Origin of the sequence: Pseudotenacibaculum sp. MALMAid0570, from assembly GCF_040151415.1 — a bacterium.
GTDB lineage: Bacteria > Bacteroidota > Bacteroidia > Flavobacteriales > Flavobacteriaceae > Polaribacter.
On sequence record NZ_JBDKWF010000042.1, the window covers coordinates 97994 to 115819 of the forward strand.

Below are 17826 nucleotides of genomic sequence, written 5' to 3' on the forward strand. Positions count from 1 at the left end.
GTTTATATTTTTTAATTTTTGCCTACTCTATGCACAGTTTTCGGCTTCGCTGTAGCAATAATAGATACCTAATTGCTAAAGGTTTGATTAGCTAATTAATTGAATATTAATACGTTGTAAAATTAATGTGGAGTAAAGCTCTATTGAAAGGTAATAGGCTAATTTTTAGATAGGTTTTTTACCTTAATACAATAGGTTAAAAGTGTAATCATATAGAAGAGAAAGCCTAGGCGAAAACCCAAAAAACACCTTTTTGCTCAGGGTTTTTCCTTTGCAATAGCGTCAAGAATATGTCTACCTCTAGCTTTGCAACCTTTGCTTTCGTGAATAATTTTTGTTCTTATCAAGTGTTCTAATTCTGGATGCACCCAATCTTTTCCTTTTAGTTTTCCAAATAAGAATAAGGCGTTCATAGTATAAGCTCTAACAGCAATTTTTTGAGGAGTGATAAGCCAATCAAACCCCGTTTCTATAATCAATTCAATATGCTTTCCTTTAAGAAATTCTTTCGTCAAATTATTATCCTTGCGGGTATAAGCTACAGCTAAATGTTCACAGATTTTTGCACAAGGCCTTATTGAGCTATCAAAAGTTAAGAAGGAGATTTTTTGAGTAAAGGTATCTAAGTGTGGTAGAATCAGATTTAAATCGTTATGAGTACAAATCCATTCTAAGATCCATGCAGCTTTTATAGAAACTTTATCATCTACTTGAAATGTGATATCAACCAAAGGACTTACCAAATCAGTATTTTCCAACACAATATTTGCTACTCTTTGACGGTTATCTCTTTTAGCGGTGGTTAGGTTATTAAGCTGTTCTAATAAATAATCTCTGCCCATTGGATTGAATTCAAAAATGTATATTTACCCAAAAGAATAAATCGATGTTAAAGATAAAAAGACTGTTTTCTCTTTTGCTGTTATTCAGTGTTTTTTTTGGACTTCAAAAAATAGAAGCTCAAAAAATCAATCAGTTCAATAAAAATAAAAAAAGGACTGGTATTTGGAAAAAGTATTATCCGAATAAAAGAGTTCGTTATGTTGGTCGATTTGTTAACGGAAAAGAAGTTGGAACTTTTAAATACTATGATATATCTACATCGAAGCATCCAACAATTATCAAAGAATTTTCAGCTGCTTCAGATTCAGCATACGTTAAGTTTTATACCTTAAAAGGAAAACTTCGATCTAAAGGGTATATGATTGGAAAGAAAAGAGTAGGTAAGTGGGATTATTATTTTTCTAACGGAAAGATTTTTTCAGAAGAGTTTTATGTTGATGGAAAGTTAGAAGGAGAAGTTAAAGATTATTATCCTAACGGAAAGGTTTTAGAGCATACACAATATCAAAATGGACTTAAAAATGGATTTTCCAAGAAATACTCTGACAAAGGAATTTTGATAGAAGAAGTAAACTATGTAAATGATGTTTTGAATGGCCCTGGTAAATACTACGAGTTGAATGGTGATTTAAAAGAAGAAGGAATCTATAGAAATGGGAAAAGGCATGGTAAATGGGAGTTTTATATTGGAGGAAAGAAAGTAACCCGAAAGGAAAAAAGAAAAGAAAATAAGTTCAATAAAAAAGATATTAAGAAGCAAGAAGAAAAAAATGAGAACAATTAAGCCTTTTATTCTTATTCTCATAACTGTTTTCTTGTTGAGTTGTGAAAAAGAGGATCTAAAAAATATCAACGGGTTATGGTTAGTAGAAAAGGTTGAGGTTGGAGAAAATACAATGACACCTGTAGCTAGATGGACAAGATTTAACAAAGATGGTACTCAAACATCTGGTAATGGATGGTTACAGCACTCTGTTGGGAGCTGGTTTTTAAAAGATAAACTTCTTACTGTAAAAAACACGAATGGCATTAATGATGAATATGAACCTTTTTCTATTGAGATTGAGAAAGATAAAATGATATGGACAAGAGAAGAAGAAGGTCAAGAAGTAAGTGTTTTCTTAAAAAGAATTGATGAAATTCCAGCCTCAGAAGGGAATAAACTCATTGGTTTATGGAAACTAACCAAAGTACTAGAAGATGGTAATGATATTACTGTGGTAGCTAATCCTGATGGAAAATCTATGTTGCATCTAAGATGGGGAAATGTATATGTACAGCACAACATGCCAAAAGGCAGACAGTATGGAATTTATAAGATTCATGACCATAAACCCGAAATTCAATTGGTTAACTATGGAGAATCTTCCCGATTTAGTTTTTGGAACTTTTCCATTGATGATCAAAAACTAAAGCTAATCTCCAGAGATCAAAAATCTGAAATGGAGTTTGAGAGAATCCATCAATTTATTCAATAGAAACATCAATTCTTTCCATAGTATTATCCTATACATTTTTGTAAATTTGCCACGTAATTTCGAATCATGAAACGAGTAATTGTTGGACTTTCTGGAGGTGTAGATAGTAGTGTTACTGCTTATTTGCTAAAAGAACAAGGATATGATGTTATTGGCCTTTTTATGAAGAATTGGCATGATGATTCGGTGACTATTTCTAATGAATGCCCTTGGTTAGAAGATAGCAATGATGCTTTAATTGTTGCAGAGAAATTAGGAATTCCTTTTCAAGTAGTAGACTTAAGCGAGCAATACAAAGAACGTATTGTAGATTATATGTTTAACGAATATGAAAAAGGAAGAACTCCTAATCCAGATGTGTTATGTAATAGAGAAATCAAATTTGATGTCTTTATGGATATTGCCATGAACTTAGGAGCCGATTATGTAGCAACAGGTCATTATTGTAGAAAAGATGAAGAGGTTGTTGATGGAAAAAACATTTATAAATTACTCGCAGGAAAAGACAATAATAAAGACCAATCGTATTTTCTATGCCAATTGTCACAAGAACAATTATCGAAAGCATTGTTCCCTATTGGCGAATTAACAAAGCCTGAAGTTCGTGAAATTGCTAAAAAGGCTGATTTAATTACAGCCGAAAAGAAAGATTCACAAGGTTTGTGTTTTATTGGAAAAGTACGTTTACCAGAATTTTTGCAACAAAAACTTCAACCCAAAGAAGGAGTTATTGTTCAAGTTGATAATAACTCTAATTTGTACGAAAGAGCAGTACCAAACTTTGATTCTAAAGAAGAAGAATTAGGTTTTTATGCAACTAAATATGAGTATGATATAGAAGATGGAAAAGTAGTTGGTAAACATCAAGGAGCACATTATTTTACTAAAGGTCAACGAAAAGGATTGGCTGTAGGGGGAACAAAAGAACCTTTATTTGTTATAGAAACCGATGTGAATGAAAATGTAATCTATACTGGAGAAGGTAAGAATCATAAAGGATTGTATAGGAGTGTTTTGTTTGTTGCAAATAATGAAGAGCATTGGATTCGTGAAGATTTACAATTAAAACCCCATCAATCTATGGAGGTTCAAGCTAGAATTCGATATAGACAACCTTTAGAAAAAGCTACTCTGTATAAAGTAGAAAACGGATTGTTTGTAGAGTTTGACAACCCACAATCAGCTATTCAAGAAGGGCAATTTGTTGCTTGGCACCATGGAGAAGAATTAATAGGTTCTGGGGTTATTTCCTAACAATATATTATTACAAAAATTGATATGAAAAAATTTAGCACTCTTATATGCATGTTTATTGCATTTCAGTTTCATGCACAAGATTCTATTGTTAATTACCTAGATTTAAAAGGGAATATCACAAAGAAAGTTAAGGCATATTCTGTAGAGACTTTAGTGAAAAAAGAGAATCTATGGGAACATACAAAATATCATAGGAGTGGAAAGATTAAAGAAAAAGGGCAATATAAATTTAAAGATAAAAGTGATCCTGTAGGAACATTTTATAAATTCTACAATGATGGTAAAATGTCTAATTATTTTAGTTTCAATGAAAACAGTGAATTAGAAGGAGCTTATAAGAAGTGGTTCCAAACAAGAAATACCAGTTTTGAAGGAAAGTATAGTAAAGGAAACAAAATAGGAATTTGGAAGTATTATCACTTTAACGGAAAGATAGCTTGCAAACAGTATTTTAATGAAGGAAAGCTTATGAAAACTGTTTTTTATGATGAAGAAGGCACTAAAATAAAAGCAGATTTGATAGAATTTCAAGAACCCAAATTTGAAGGAGAAGGCTTAAAGAAATTTTACGAGCGAATTAAAGAAATACACAGTAGGATTTCTTTTCAGGTAAATGGTTTGATTTATATTGATCTTGAAATAGATACTAATGGGGAAATTAATATGACTACAAGTGATAAGATTCCTGTAGAATTAAAACGAAGATTAAAGATATATTTTAAAAACATCAAAGGGTGGTCTCCAGCTATTCATATGAATAGAAAAATTCCTTATACTTATACCTTTCCTTTAGATTTCTTTGTTAGATTTACATCTAGATAATGAACAAAATCACAGAACTTTTTAATATAGAATATCCAGTTGTTCAAGGAGGAATGATATGGGTAAGTGGTTGGAAACTAGCTTCAGCCGTTTCTAATGCCGGAGGATTGGGCTTAATTGGCTCTGGATCTATGTATCCTGAAGTGTTAAGAGAACACATCCAAAAATGTAAAAAAGCTACTAATAAACCTTTTGGAGTTAATGTACCTATGTTATATCCTCAAATAGAGGAAATCATGGATATTATTGTTGATGAAGGTGTGAAAATTGTCTTTACATCAGCTGGAAATCCGAAGACATGGACTTCCTTCTTAAAGGAGAAAGGAATTACAGTTGTGCATGTAGTGAGTTCTGTAAAGTTTGCCCAAAAAGCGGAAGCTGCCGGTGTAGATGCAGTTGTTTGTGAAGGTTTTGAAGCAGGTGGTCATAACGGGCGAGAAGAAACAACAACTTTTACACTTATTCCAATGGTAAAACAAGGAGTTCAAATCCCTGTTATTGCTGCAGGTGGAATTGGTAATGGTCGTGGAATGCTGGCTGCTATGGTTTTAGGAGCAGACGGAGTTCAAATTGGAAGTCGTTTTGCAGCTACTGTAGAATCTTCCGCACATGATAAGTTTAAAGAAGTGATTGTGAATGTAAAAGATGGAGACACACATCTAACTTTAAAAGAGTTGGCTCCAGTACGTTTGGTAAAGAATCATTTTTACAATCAAGTACAAGAATTGTATCAGCAAAATCCTAGTATAGAGGAAATTAAAGAGTTATTAGGAAGAGCAAGAGCTAAAAAAGGCATGTTTGAAGGTGATCTTGACAACGGCGAATTAGAAATTGGTCAAGTAGCAGGAATCATCAATGAAATCAAACCTGCAAAGAAAGTTCTCGAAGAAATTATTCAAGAGTATGAAAAAGTGAAAAATTCACTTTAAATGGACGGTCGAAAAAGAAAAGACATACAAATAGGAAGTGAAGTGTCTGTTGTTCAAAAACATCATCAAAGAACAGGAGAACTTACCGAAGGTATTGTTAAGAGAATTCTTACCAAATCTTCAAGTCATCCTCATGGAATCAAGGTGCAATTAGCATCAGGCGTTGTAGGAAGAGTGAAAAGAATTTTATGATTTTTCTTGCATCTGTAACCTGCGTACACCTGCCCAAATTAATAAAATCCCTAAAAGAAGTTTAAATCCTAAATACGAGTATTTGTTTTCTGTATTGTAATTCAGAAAGATATGATAGACTTCTACATCTCTAAAAAAAGTAATAAAACCATCTGTAAGCCAAGCTACAGCTGCTATAAAATATATGTAAGGAAGTATTGTTTTCATTAGTTGTTATTTAATAGGAATCTTAATATAATACAGTTTTCTACTCTTGTTATTCAATTTGTTTTCTCTTAACCAAGGATTGTGAAGTTTTAATTCTTTATAATTCGTATCAAACTTCTTAGCAAATGAAGCAATATTAGCAATTGCTGTATCTACTTTAACAGTCCTAGTTTTTGGTAGGGTATATAAATCTTCCTTTTCAAATTCAAACCCATAGTTTTTAGGATTGGATAAAATCTCTTTCAAAGCAACAATTCTAAACACATAACGAGAGGTTTCAGAGTTCAATAAGAGATCGTAATAATCATCAACTTGCTGAGTTTTTAATCGCTTAGATATACGAGCGTTTCCAGCATTATAGGCAGCAGCAGCCAGTGTCCAACTTCCAAAACGTTCTTTAGACTTCTTTAAATATTCAGCAGCTACTTTCGTTGCTAACTCTAAGTTGTAACGCTCATCTACGTTTCTATTCACTTCTAACCCATATTCTTTCGCTGAAGATCTTAAAAAATGCCAAAAACCTGAAGCACCGGCAGGAGAGGAGTTGTTTTGTAAACCACTTTCTGCCACAGCTAAGTATTTAAAATCATCGGGAATTCCGTATTTTTTTAGCAAAGGTTCTATAATTGGAAAATATTTATTAGCTCTTTTAATTAGTAATAGGCCATTTGATTGCCAATAAGTATTAACCAATAACTCACGATCCATTCGTTCTCTAATATCAAAACGTTCTACTGGTACTTTTTCTCCAGCAAAAGTAATCCCATTAGGAATTTTTAAGGCTTTGATATTATAGGTTTCATGTGTGTTTTTTTGTACGCTTACGTCTGAAACATACACAGCATTGATAAAGAAAATAGAAAGTAAAGCAGTTGAAAATACCCCTAAATTACGTAGTGTTTTTTGCATGTAAATCCCCTTTTTTAGAATAAAATCTAAAATTAAGAAATTGTGAAGGATGATTCAAGTTAAATGATTCACAATTATTTCTGAAATTGTTTTTGCCTTCATTAAAATCATCACATGAGTTCCTTTTTCAACAGCAATAAAATCTTTGATATGTTTGTGAGGAAAGACATGATCGTCTGTTCCTTGAATATGAATAATGTTTTTTAGTGGTGTTTTCTGTTTCCAATGTAATACATTATAAATAGCCCATTTCATATATTCTGGATTTCTTACAGACAAATACATTTTATACAACTCGGCTCTTTTCTTTAAAAAATCACCAAAAAAATACTTGGTATATTCTTCTATATTTTCGGCAATTTTAGCCGGGAATAACTTATAAGCCCTAGTATCTCTAATTACTTTCAACCTTTTTGGAAGTTCGTCATGTGTTTTGATACTAGAAATGATAATTACTTTTTCTGTAGAAATAACTTTACTAATTTCTTGTACAATCATCCCTCCAAAGGAAACTCCTACTAAAACAGGATTTTCGTGAATGATGTCTTTAGAAATCCTAGCAGCGTATTCTTGGATAGACTCATTAAGAGAAAGTGGCATTTTCCATTCCAATAAATGAAGCTCAAAAGACTCTTTTGGCAGATTGATATACTCAAATATTTTTGTGCTAGCACCTAATCCAGGAAAGCAATAGATGTGTTTTTTAGACATTATTCTAACAACTTATGATGGTACAAAATGTCTTCAATAGCAACATATACTTTGGTAAGTTCTTTAGGAGCATCTTTCCACAGCCTTACAGATACTTCTTTACTATCAAATGTAATTGTTGTTTTTGAAAAATCATTAGAGCTGGCATCAGAATATTCTTTGTTGAAGCTATGAAAATCAGCATTTCCTATAGCTTTTGCAATTGTAGAATATTCTTTTGGGTTTAATTTTATTGTATGCTCACCAAGTATTTTTGTGTATTCAATACCGTTATAAGTAAGAGTGCTGTCCTTATTAATGGTTACTTTAAAAACTGGACAATCTCCAGAACAAGGTTCTTTTTTGAGTGTGATTAAAGTGTTGTCGATTTTTTCAACCTTTTTTTCAACCACTACCTCTTTGGGTTCAGGAATAACAATGATTTCTTTCTCTTTCTTTTTAGTAGATGTATCACAGGCAAAAGCAAGTAATAAAAATGAGAGGAGAATTAATTTTTTCATAGCATAACATTTTACAATTCTACAGACTCCTTTACAAAATTAAAACGTACCAAACCATCTTCATCAATAGAAGTTAAGGTTACTTCATGTAATGTGTTGACGAGTTCTGGATTCCACGGTGTTTTTACTTTTACATAATTCTCTGTAAAGCCATGAATATATCCCTCTTTGTTTTCGCTTTCAAACAAAACAGTGAGTGTATTTCCTAATTGACTTTCATAAAAAGCTCTTCTCTTTTTTGCTGAAAGACCACGTAACATTTTACTGCGTTTAGAACGAACATTTTTTGGAACCACCCCATCCATTAATATTGCTTCGGTATTTGGACGTTCAGAGTAAGTGAAAACATGCAAATAGGATATATCTAGATCATTCAAGTAGTTATAGGTTTCTAGAAAATGTTCTTCAGTCTCTCCAGGGAATCCAACAATTACATCAACACCAATACAAGCATTGGGCATAACCTCTTTGATCTTTGAAACTCGATTGGTATATATTTTACGTAAATAACGACGTTTCATTTTCTTTAAAAGATCATCACTTCCACTTTGTAGTGGAATGTGAAAATGAGGAACAAAAGTTTCTGATTTAGAAACAAAATCTATGGTCTCATCTTTTAAAAGATTAGGTTCTATAGATGAAATTCGTAAACGATGAATTCCTTTTACTTTGTCTAACTCTTGCACCAATTCTAAGAATGTATGCTCATGCTTTTTGTTACCAAATTCCCCTTTTCCGTAATCACCAATATTTACTCCAGTTAGTACAATCTCTTTGATTCCTTTTTCAGAAATTTCTTTAGCATTCTTTAAAACGTTTTCTAAAGTATCACTACGAGAAATACCACGAGCTAGAGGAATAGTACAGTAGGTACATTTATAATCGCAACCATCTTGAACTTTTAAGAAAGCACGAGTACGATCACCAATAGAATAAGACCCAACATAAAAATCGGCATCAGCAATTTCACAGGAATGTACTTCTCCCACTTGATTTTTTGTAAGATCGTTGATGTAGCTTGTCACATTAAATTTTTCTGTGGCCCCCAAAACCAAATCAACTCCGTCCACAGCAGCCAATTCTTCCGGTTTTAATTGAGCATAGCAACCTACAGCAATTAAAAAAGCTTCGTCATTTTTCTTCAAAGCAGATTTTACAATGGTTTTAAATCGTTTATCTGCATTATCAGTAACAGAACAAGTATTAATTACGTATACATCGGCCTTTTCATCAAAGTCTACACGTTCAAAACCCTCATTAACAAAACCACGAGCTATGGTAGATGTTTCTGAGAAGTTTAACTTACATCCTAAAGTGTAAAATGCTACTTTTTTATCTGCATTCATTCTTGTACATTTAAAGGCGCACAAAGTTACGATAATTCTTATAATTCAAGTGAGTAGTCAGATCATTTTTGAAACACAACGATTGCAGGTTAGAAAATTGCAAATGAACGATTTAAACCCTTTTCATGAAATGCAAAGTAATGAAAGAGTTATGCAATATGCAGATGGTGAAGTAAAAACTAAAGATGCCCATAAAGAAGAGTTAATAGACCTTATCGAGAAATACAACCAAGAGAATAATAGCTTTTGGATTTATGCCATCGATCAGAAATTGGATTCGAAATTTGTTGGAACTTGTGCCCTGATTAAGGATTCAAACTCAGACGATGAGATAGGATATCGTTTTTTAGAAAGATATTGGGGGTTAGGCTATGGATTCGAAATTTGTCAAGGTCTTATTGATTATTGTAAATCGATTGGAATACCAAAACTCATAGGATATGTATATGACGAAAATTATGCATCTGTTAAAATCTTAGAAAAGTGTAACTTTAAAATTGTTGAAAAAGGGATTGAACCTAGTTTACAATTACCAGAAACTAAATATGAATTAATATTATGATTGTTAGTGATTTAAAACCTCCTTATTATGCGGTAATTTTCACCTCTTTGCTTACTGATAACCTTACCGATTATGAAAGTACAGCAGAGCGAATGGAAGCTTTAGCAAAAGAGCAAGAAGGGTATTTAGGAATAGAATACACGAGAAATGAATTAGGAATTACTATTTCTTATTGGAAAGATTTAGATGCAGTTGCACAATGGAAAAACAATGTAGAACATACTGAGGCTAGAAATAGAGGTAGAGAACAATGGTACAAACAATATCAATTACGAATTTGTAAGGTTGAGAGAGAATATGGGTTTCAAAAATAACGTTCTTGTTTTTTTGATTATATCTTTACTAATCTCTTGTTCTAAAAGAGATTCTAAATTTGATGACTCTCAGGTTTTTAGATACAATCAACATGCAAATCTAACAACATTAGATCCAGCTTTTGCTAAAGATCTTAGAACTATTTGGGCAACAACTCAACTATTTAACGGATTGGTTCAATTAGACGATAGTTTACATGTACAACCAGCCATTGCTAAAAAATGGTCGATTTCTGAAGATGGAAAAAGCTATGAATTCACACTAAGAAAAGATGTGAAATTTCATAAACATTCTTTGTTTGGCAAAGACTCTACCAGAAATGTAATTGCTAAAGATTTTGAATATTCTTTTCATCGATTGATAGACCCTAAAGTGGCTTCACCAGGGAAATGGGTTTTGGATTATGTTGACGAATTTCATGCAAAAAACGACTCTACGTTTGTTATCCAATTAAAAAGTCCCTTTCCGCCTTTTATAAGCTTGTTAAGTATGCAATATTGTTCGGTTGTTCCTAAGGAAGCTGTAGATTTTTTCGGAAGTGATTTTAGAGCCAATCCTATTGGAACTGGACCTTTTCAGTTTAAATTGTGGGTAGAAAACATAAAATTAATTTTTAGAAAAAATCCATTGTATTTTGAAAAAGACGAAGAAGGAAATCAATTGCCGTATTTAGAGGCAGTTTCTACTACTTTTTTACCGGATAAGCAAAGTGAGTTTCTTCAATTTATTCAAGGTAATTCTGACTTCCTAAACAGTATCGATAATTCTTATAAAGACAATATTTTAACTTCTAAAGGGAAATTACAAGAGAAATATTCAGATAAGATAAATATGGTTACTGGCCCTTATTTAAATACAGAATATTTAGGCGTGTATACAGATGCGAAAGAAAAGGAAACCAATTCTGAAAAAATCCGCAAAGCCATGAACTATGGATTTGATAGAGTTAAAATGATTCAATATTTGCGAAACGGAATAGGAACTCCTGCTTTAAACGGATTTATACCTAAAGGGTTACCGTCTTTTAATTTTATGGAAGGATATACATACCAACCTGAAAAAGCAAAAAAACTTATTCAAGAATACATCTCAGAAACGGGTAATAAAAATCCATCCATTACAATTTCTACCAATAGCCAGTATCAAGATATGTGCGAGTTTATTCAAAGGGAAATGCAAAAGATTGGCTTGGAAGTTAGAGTTGATGTAATGCCTCCTTCTACTTTGAGAGAGCAAAAAGTTAATGGGAAACTGTCAATTTTTAGAGGAAGTTGGGTTGCTGATTACCCTGATGCGGAAAATTACTTATTTATTTTTCATAGCAAAAACTTTTCACCAAACGGTCCCAATTATACACATTATAAGAATGACGAATTTGATGCCTTATTCGAAAAATCTATTCATACAACCAACACCAATGAGCGACATGCTTTGTATCAAAAAATGGACAGCTTACTGATGTCATCTGCACCGGTAATACCTTTGTATTATGACGAGGTAGTTCGTTTTACGCACAAGAATATTAGTGGTTTGGGAATCAATCCAACCAATCACTTGTTTTTAAAACGAGTTAAGAAGTCGAAATAGATTTCTATTTTTTTAGGTTAATTCTAGCTAGGATAGGGAAGTGGTCTGAGTACTTTACAGAAAAAGTCTTGAAAGTATTGATATTAAAATTTGTGTCTGGCAAAATAAAATCGATACGAACAGGATATCCATAATCAAATGTCCTTCCTAAACCTTTACCTGCAATAGTAAAAGCATCTTGTTTTCCTTTTGCAATCTGTTTGTATACCCATGAAAACGCAGTATTATTAAAGTCGCCAGCTACAATTACTTTTCCATTCCATAGTTTTTGATGGTCTATAAACTGTTCAGTTTGTATGGCTTGTTTTTTGAAAGCTACTTTCATGCGGCGCATAAGTTTATCTGAATTTTTTTCACCAAAATTTTCCTTTTCAGGATTCAATCGTAAAGACTCTAGATGAACATTGTAAACACGTATTGTATCATTTCCTTTTAGAACATCAGTAAAGATTATATTATTAGCACTGTTCTTAAAATCTAAGGAGCCAGAATTAATAATCTGATATTTAGAATAGATAACCAAACCAAACTTATTGGTTTTGCTTTTCATTTTTACAAAACTATACGGATAAGAGATTGATAAGTTTTCATGATGAAAGAATTCTTGTAGTAATAGGATGTCTGGATCTTTTTCTTTGATGAAATTTGACGTTTTTTGAGCTACAGAATCATTAGTGCTCCAACCGTAATGATTAAACATTTTCACATTGTAGCTCATTACTTTTATATCATCGTTTAAAAGAACTCCTTTTTCAGAAAATTTATAAAAACTACTGATATAACCAAAACCTAAAACAATGACTATTACTGATAGGATTAACTGTTTTTTTAGCCGGATAATCCAATAAATAGCAAATAAGAGATTGAGAAAAAATAATAAGGGTACAAATAAACTTAAGATAGTTAGACTTGGTGCTTTCTCTGGGGAAATGTATGGTAGTATATACGATAGCAATAAGACAATTGCTATGATAGAATTGAGTAAAAATAAGATTCGATCTAAAAGGGATTTTGATTTCTTTTTCATTAAGCATTCATTTACTTTCCCTGTTTAAATAAAAATTCTTTCTCTTCTTTTGACAATGTGTCATATCCAGACTTACTAATCTTATCAAGAATATCATCTATTTTTTGTTGTTTATCTGGTTTCACATGCTTGGGTTGTGGAGCTGGTCTTCTTTTAGATTTGTGAACTGTTCTTAGAGGTTTTTGCTTTCTTTTAAAAAGATTAGAAAGAGATCCAAAAATGTTTAATTTCTTGTTGCTTGCTTGCGATACATAGAAAAAACCAAACAAAGCACCTCCTAAATGAGAAAAATGTCCACCGCCATTACTTCCAGCAAGCTGTATCAAATCCATTAAAATGAAAAAGCCAGCTAAATGCCACACTTTAATATACCCTATAAAGCGAAATCGGAGTTGATAGTTGGGAATATAAGTGGCTATTCCTATTACAATAGCAGAAACTCCTGCAGATGCACCAACCATAGCACCTAATTTACCTTCAAAAACAGGAAAGAAATTATAGCTTAGCATATAAGCAATACCACCAAATACAGTTCCTAATAAATAAAAAGTTAGCAGTTGTTTAGGAGTAAAATAGTCTGAGAACAATCGTCCAAAAATATACAACCAAAGACAATTAAAAAGGATATGTAAAAAACCATCATGGAAAAACCCATAAGTAATAATGGTCCATGGTCTTGTAATCCATGTGTCTAAAGAAGAAGACAAGGCAAACCAATTGACAATGAAATCTGGTTTGCTATTAAATAAACCAGAGAAAGAACCAATAATAAGCGTTAGAATGAATACAGCAATATTGATATAAATCAGTTGCTCAAGGATGCTTCCTTTTTTAAATCGGATTTGTAAGTCTTTTAGAATACTCATTTATTTCCAGCGTTTGAATTGATTTTTACGCCAATATAATGCAATGATAAAACCGATAATTGCTCCTCCAATATGTGCAAAATGAGCAATATTTCCAATCGAATATTTTGTAACTCCAAAGAACAAATCACCTAATAATATTAATGGAATAAAATATTTTGCTGCTATTGGAATTGGGAAAAAAATCAATGCCAATTTAGCATCTTTATAATACATGCCAAAAGCTACTAAAATTCCGTAAACCGCACCGGAAGCTCCAACAGCAGGAGTGTGATAAAGATTGTAAAACTCTGTTAACTCTTGTTTACTTAAAGTTATAATATCTGCATAATTAGTATAAATACCTGTATCTAAAATAGAATTGATATCTGTAACTGATAAACCATTCTGAGTTAAAATTTCATAAAATCCATTGAATTGATAGTAATTGACGAAAGTATAAATTAAACCAGCTCCAAGACCAGCTGAAAAATAAAAGAATAAGAATTTATTTCTTCCCCATATTTGTTCTAAAGGTGTGCCGAACGCCCATAAAGCATACATGTTAAAAAGAATATGAGGGAAGCTTCCATGCATAAACATGTGTGTTATATATTGCCAAACTCCAAAATGTTCATTTTGTGGAAAATGTAGCGCAAGAACATTAGTCAAATCCATTTTTAGAAGTTGCGGAGCAACAAATAAAATAACATTGATAATGATTAAATGTTTTATGGCTTCAGTTAATCTAGGCATATCTTAACTCCCAAATAAATGGTCTACTTCTTTTAGTGTTAATGTTTTAAATATTGCTCTTCCGTTAGGAGAGATACTGGGCTCTTTACAAGAGAACAAGTTATTTACTAAGTTTTCTTGCTCTTTTTGCGTTAAAGAAGTACCTGTCTTAATAGACAACGTCTTTGCAAATGATTTAGCCATTTGATCAAATGGGTTAAAATCAGTGTCGGGTACATCTAAGTTCACATTTTCAAGTAACTCTTCTAAAACGATAGTAATCTTACTTTCTGATATAGACGGCGGAGTTCCTTTAATTGTTACAGCATCTTTGGTAAACTCATCAAATAGAAATCCAACACTTTCTAAATCAGATTTAAGACTATAAATCGTTTCTATTTCTGCAGATGAGAAAGAAATAGTAATAGGAAATAAAAGCTGCTGACTGTTTACTTCTTTTACAGTAATCGTTTCTAAAAAATCTTCATACAAAACTCTCTGATGCGCCAGAGATTGATGTATTAAAACAACACCAGATTTAATAGAACTCAATAAATATTTCCGCTGAATTTGTAATGTTTTATTGGCTTGTGCTTCTTTTTCTCCTTCAAAAAGGGTTTCATGTTCTTGTTTTTCTTCAGTAGTTACATACAAACTTTCCCAACTACCAACATCTTGTTTAGAGATATAACCAGAAGATTTTTGACTTTCTTTTTTAAAAGGATTGAATGTTGGGTCTACTGTAATTTTTGGAACTGAAGCTGTACTAGGTTTTTTACTGAAATCATAAGGAGTATCTAATGTAGAATCTCTATTGAAATCAAGAACAGGAGCAATGCTATACTGTCCTAAGCTATGTTTTATTGTAGCTCTCAAAATTGCATACAGTGCCTTTTCATCATCAAATTTAACTTCCGTTTTTGTTGGATGAATATTAATATCAATACTTTTCGTAGGGACCTTGAGGTATAAAAAATATGACGGATGAGATCCTTGTTCTAATAAACCATCAAAAGCCGAAACAACTGCGTGGTTTAAATATGGACTTTTTACAAAGCGATCATTAACAAAGAAAAATTGTTCGCCACGTTTTTTCTTAGCATATGTTGGTTTTGCAACAAACCCTGTAATAGACATCATTTCTGTTGCTTCTTCAATAGGAACCAATTTTTCGTTCATTTTCGAACCAAAAATTTCAACGACACGTTTTCTCAAATTATTCTCATTGAGTCTATATACTTCATTATTATTGTGATGTAAGCTAAAAGCTATTTCTGGATGTGCTAAAGAAACACGTTGAAATTCATCAATAATATGTCTTGTTTCTACAGTATCTGACTTTAAGAAATTTCTTCTTGCAGGAATGTTGTAAAATAAGTTTTTTACAGAAAGGCTTGTACCAGTTGGAGTAGCAATAGCTTCTTGATAGGTTACTTTGCTACCTTCAATTTTAATATGAGTTCCTAATTCTTCATTTTCAAGCTTGGTTTTCATTTCAACATGTGCAATGGCAGCAATAGATGCCAAGGCTTCACCTCGAAAACCTTTAGTGTGTAATTGAAATAAATCTTCAGCAGAACGAATTTTGGAAGTGGCATGACGTTCAAATGACAAACGAGCATCGGTAATACTCATCCCTTTACCATTATCAATTACTTGAATTAAGGTTTTACCTGCGTCTTTTAAGATGAGCTTTATTGAAGATGCACCAGCATCAATAGAATTTTCTAACAACTCTTTTACTACAGAAGCAGGGCGCTGAACTACTTCACCTGCAGCGATCTGATTGGCAACATGGTCTGGTAAAAGCTGAATGATGTCTGACATTAGTTTTCTAGAAATATAGATAGATCGAAATCTATGATGTATAAAAATATAAAAACTAGAATAGCAATAACAATAAGAATAGTCCTATTAGCTCCTTTACTATCTGAGCTTCTCAATTCTTCAATTGCGTTATTTAATTTAGATTTTAAACTCTTATTCTTTCCAGTAGTAGTTCTATATTCATCAAATTTATGACGGATTTCATAAGGATTTCCTTCTCCTTTATAATATCTAGGTTTGTACTCAAATTTCTTATATGTCCGTCTTAAAAACTTCATAATGAAAAATAAAATGATTTAATGAAGATAAACTTAACAAAAATAGCTCCAAAAGATTCGATTCTGTCAAAGTTACTTAATAATGCAAAGATGGTCAAGAAATGTTGGTAAGTTCTATTGTTAAATCTGTCTTAAAGCAGCCATTTTGATTGCAGCCACTGCACATTCAACACCTTTGTTTCCTAACTTACCGCCTGATCTATCTATAGATTGTTGCTTGGTATTATCTGTTAAGACACAAAAGATAACTGGAGTATCATATTTGATATTAAGATCTACAATACCTTGGGTAACACCGTCACAAACAAAATCAAAATGTTTGGTCTCTCCTTGAATTACATTTCCCACAGCAATGATAGCATCTACGTTTTGTGTTTCAATCATTTTCTTACAACCATAGACCAATTCAAAACTTCCTGGAACTTCCCAAGAAATAATATTTTCTTGTTTTGCTCCACAGTCTATCAAGGTTTCAATAGCACCTTTGTGCATGTTTTGAGTAATCTCTGGATTCCACTCAGAAACAACAATCCCAAATCGAAAAGAATTCGCATTTGGGATTGTTGCTTTATCGTAAGAAGATAAATTAGTTGTTGCCATTGCTTTTATTGTGCATATTTTGCACTGCTAATGTATTTATCTATATCTCTACCAATTGTTGAAGTAGGATATTTATCTTTTATTTTTTGGAATAATTGTTCTGCTTTAGAAAAATTTCCTAGTTCAAGAGCAGTTTTTCCAGCTTTGAATAAGAATAATGGAGCAGTAAACTCATTGTCTTTTTTATTCGCTGCCTTCTCATAATATTCTAAAGCACTATCATTTTGGTTTAAGTCTGCAAAAGCATCACCTATAGCACCAATAGCAGTTGGTCCTAGTATATCATCATCAGATTTAAATCTATCTAAATAATCAATTGCTAGTTTGTATTCTTTTAATTTTAAGTAAGAAACACCAGCATAATAGTTTGCAATATTTCCAGCTTTGGTTCCACTAAACCTATCAGCGATGTCTATGAATCCGTATTTACCATCAGCACCGTCTAAACCTAATTTTAATAATGAATCTACACTAGCTGAACCAGCAGTTGCAGCTTCATCAAAATATTTTCTTGGGAAAGCTAATTCGTTAGAAGCTTCATTTTCTGTTGGCTCAACAATGTATTTGTTGTATCCCATGTATCCTAAGATTACAACAATAACAGCTACCAAAGCATAAAATAACGTTTTGTTATTTTTTTCAATCCATTTCTCAGATCTTGATGCAGTTTCATCTAATGTGTTAAACACTTCTGCTGTTGTACTTTGCATTTCAGCAGCTTGTTGATCTTTCTTATCTCTTGGTTTTGCTCCTCTTTTCTTATATGTTGCCATACTCCTTTAAAAATTAGTAGGCGCAAAAATAGTTTTTTTAATTGGATTTTAAAAGCTTGTATTTGGTAAATTTTCAATAATTT

Annotated in this window: 22 protein-coding genes; 9 read left to right on the forward strand and 13 right to left on the reverse strand. The window is 32.1% G+C overall.

All coding sequences use genetic code 11. The annotated features are described in order from the left end of the window. Positions 1 to 257: 257 nt before the first annotated feature. Positions 258 to 842, reverse strand: coding sequence for an adenylosuccinate lyase (locus tag AAON49_RS01305; protein ID WP_349552059.1), 585 nt, complete (start codon positions 840 to 842; stop codon positions 258 to 260). 44 nt (positions 843 to 886) lie between these two features. Between AAON49_RS01305 and AAON49_RS01310 the strand changes: the two genes are divergently transcribed. The 6 genes from AAON49_RS01310 to AAON49_RS01335 all read left to right on the forward strand — a co-directional run bounded on the left by AAON49_RS01310 (position 887) and on the right by AAON49_RS01335 (position 5521). Beyond that, entirely contained in the window at positions 887 to 1627 is a 741-nt protein-coding gene (locus AAON49_RS01310; protein ID WP_349552061.1) for a toxin-antitoxin system YwqK family antitoxin, read from the forward strand. After that, positions 1614 to 2321 carry a hypothetical protein gene (locus AAON49_RS01315; protein WP_349552062.1) on the forward strand — a complete coding sequence of 236 codons (708 nt, stop codon included), beginning with the start codon at positions 1614 to 1616 and terminating at the stop codon, positions 2319 to 2321. Before AAON49_RS01310 ends, AAON49_RS01315 begins: the two co-directional genes overlap by 14 nt. A gap of 66 nt (positions 2322 to 2387) precedes the next feature. Next, entirely contained in the window at positions 2388 to 3575 is a 1188-nt protein-coding gene (gene mnmA / locus AAON49_RS01320) for a tRNA 2-thiouridine(34) synthase MnmA (protein ID WP_349552064.1), read from the forward strand. 24 nt (positions 3576 to 3599) lie between these two features. Continuing rightward, on the forward strand, positions 3600 to 4400 hold the full coding sequence (locus tag AAON49_RS01325) for a toxin-antitoxin system YwqK family antitoxin (protein WP_349552066.1): 801 nt from the start codon (positions 3600 to 3602) through the stop codon (positions 4398 to 4400). Next, complete coding sequence (locus AAON49_RS01330) at positions 4400 to 5329, forward strand: NAD(P)H-dependent flavin oxidoreductase (protein ID WP_349552068.1); 930 nt, start codon at positions 4400 to 4402, stop codon at positions 5327 to 5329. Before AAON49_RS01325 ends, AAON49_RS01330 begins: the two co-directional genes overlap by 1 nt. Beyond that, entirely contained in the window at positions 5330 to 5521 is a 192-nt protein-coding gene (locus AAON49_RS01335) for a YwbE family protein (RefSeq protein ID WP_349552069.1), read from the forward strand. Here AAON49_RS01335 and AAON49_RS01340 read toward each other — a convergent pair. From AAON49_RS01340 to mtaB, 5 genes are read right to left on the reverse strand one after another with little or no spacing between them, the layout of a single operon-like run. Continuing rightward, complete coding sequence (locus AAON49_RS01340; RefSeq protein WP_349552071.1) at positions 5516 to 5728, reverse strand: hypothetical protein; 213 nt, start codon at positions 5726 to 5728, stop codon at positions 5516 to 5518. The two genes, AAON49_RS01335 and AAON49_RS01340, sit on opposite strands and share 6 nt — an antisense overlap. A 6-nt stretch (positions 5729 to 5734) precedes the next feature. Beyond that, a complete protein-coding gene (locus tag AAON49_RS01345; RefSeq protein WP_349552073.1) occupies positions 5735 to 6637 on the reverse strand; it encodes a lytic transglycosylase domain-containing protein in 903 nt (300 codons plus the stop codon). A 54-nt stretch (positions 6638 to 6691) separates the two neighbouring features. Continuing rightward, positions 6692 to 7348 carry an alpha/beta hydrolase gene (locus AAON49_RS01350; RefSeq protein ID WP_349552075.1) on the reverse strand — a complete coding sequence of 219 codons (657 nt, stop codon included), beginning with the start codon at positions 7346 to 7348 and terminating at the stop codon, positions 6692 to 6694. Further along, positions 7348 to 7848, reverse strand: coding sequence for a DUF6438 domain-containing protein (locus AAON49_RS01355; RefSeq protein ID WP_349552076.1), 501 nt, complete (start codon positions 7846 to 7848; stop codon positions 7348 to 7350). The genes AAON49_RS01350 and AAON49_RS01355 overlap by 1 nt, the downstream gene beginning before the upstream one ends. Before the next feature lie 11 nt (positions 7849 to 7859). Then, complete coding sequence (mtaB, locus tag AAON49_RS01360; RefSeq protein WP_349552078.1) at positions 7860 to 9194, reverse strand: tRNA (N(6)-L-threonylcarbamoyladenosine(37)-C(2))-methylthiotransferase MtaB; 1335 nt, start codon at positions 9192 to 9194, stop codon at positions 7860 to 7862. A 49-nt stretch (positions 9195 to 9243) separates the two neighbouring features. Between mtaB and AAON49_RS01365 the strand changes: the two genes are divergently transcribed. The 3 genes from AAON49_RS01365 to AAON49_RS01375 are packed head-to-tail and all read left to right on the forward strand — an operon-like array spanning position 9244 to position 11658. Continuing rightward, positions 9244 to 9756 (forward strand): GNAT family N-acetyltransferase, encoded by a 513-nt coding sequence (locus AAON49_RS01365; RefSeq protein WP_349552079.1) that lies wholly within the window; start codon positions 9244 to 9246, stop codon positions 9754 to 9756. Continuing rightward, positions 9753 to 10070 (forward strand): antibiotic biosynthesis monooxygenase family protein, encoded by a 318-nt coding sequence (locus tag AAON49_RS01370; protein ID WP_349552081.1) that lies wholly within the window; start codon positions 9753 to 9755, stop codon positions 10068 to 10070. The genes AAON49_RS01365 and AAON49_RS01370 overlap by 4 nt, the downstream gene beginning before the upstream one ends. Further along, on the forward strand, positions 10054 to 11658 hold the full coding sequence (locus AAON49_RS01375) for an ABC transporter substrate-binding protein (RefSeq protein WP_349552082.1): 1605 nt from the start codon (positions 10054 to 10056) through the stop codon (positions 11656 to 11658). The genes AAON49_RS01370 and AAON49_RS01375 overlap by 17 nt, the downstream gene beginning before the upstream one ends. Before the next feature lie 4 nt (positions 11659 to 11662). Here AAON49_RS01375 and AAON49_RS01380 read toward each other — a convergent pair whose 3' ends face one another. The 7 genes from AAON49_RS01380 to AAON49_RS01410 form a co-directional block, all read right to left on the reverse strand. Then, the gene (locus tag AAON49_RS01380) at positions 11663 to 12685 is read right to left on the reverse strand and encodes an endonuclease/exonuclease/phosphatase family protein (protein WP_349552083.1); all 1023 of its coding nucleotides are present in this window, start codon (positions 12683 to 12685) and stop codon (positions 11663 to 11665) included. Positions 12686 to 12696: 11 nt separating this feature from the next. Next, a complete protein-coding gene (locus AAON49_RS01385) occupies positions 12697 to 13551 on the reverse strand; it encodes a rhomboid family intramembrane serine protease (RefSeq protein WP_349552084.1) in 855 nt (284 codons plus the stop codon). Further along, positions 13552 to 14286 carry a rhomboid family intramembrane serine protease gene (locus AAON49_RS01390; protein WP_349552086.1) on the reverse strand — a complete coding sequence of 245 codons (735 nt, stop codon included), beginning with the start codon at positions 14284 to 14286 and terminating at the stop codon, positions 13552 to 13554. Between the two features lie 3 nt (positions 14287 to 14289). Then, the gene (gene mutL / locus AAON49_RS01395; RefSeq protein ID WP_349552087.1) at positions 14290 to 16092 is read right to left on the reverse strand and encodes a DNA mismatch repair endonuclease MutL; all 1803 of its coding nucleotides are present in this window, start codon (positions 16090 to 16092) and stop codon (positions 14290 to 14292) included. Beyond that, positions 16092 to 16370 carry a riboflavin synthase subunit beta gene (locus AAON49_RS01400; RefSeq protein ID WP_349552089.1) on the reverse strand — a complete coding sequence of 93 codons (279 nt, stop codon included), beginning with the start codon at positions 16368 to 16370 and terminating at the stop codon, positions 16092 to 16094. The genes mutL and AAON49_RS01400 overlap by 1 nt, the downstream gene beginning before the upstream one ends. Before the next feature lie 120 nt (positions 16371 to 16490). Beyond that, positions 16491 to 16970, reverse strand: a complete 480-nt coding sequence (gene ribH, locus AAON49_RS01405; RefSeq protein ID WP_349552091.1) for a 6,7-dimethyl-8-ribityllumazine synthase — start codon at positions 16968 to 16970, stop codon at positions 16491 to 16493. 5 nt (positions 16971 to 16975) lie between these two features. Then, the gene (locus tag AAON49_RS01410) at positions 16976 to 17743 is read right to left on the reverse strand and encodes a tetratricopeptide repeat protein (RefSeq protein ID WP_349552092.1); all 768 of its coding nucleotides are present in this window, start codon (positions 17741 to 17743) and stop codon (positions 16976 to 16978) included. Positions 17744 to 17826 lie beyond the last annotated feature (83 nt).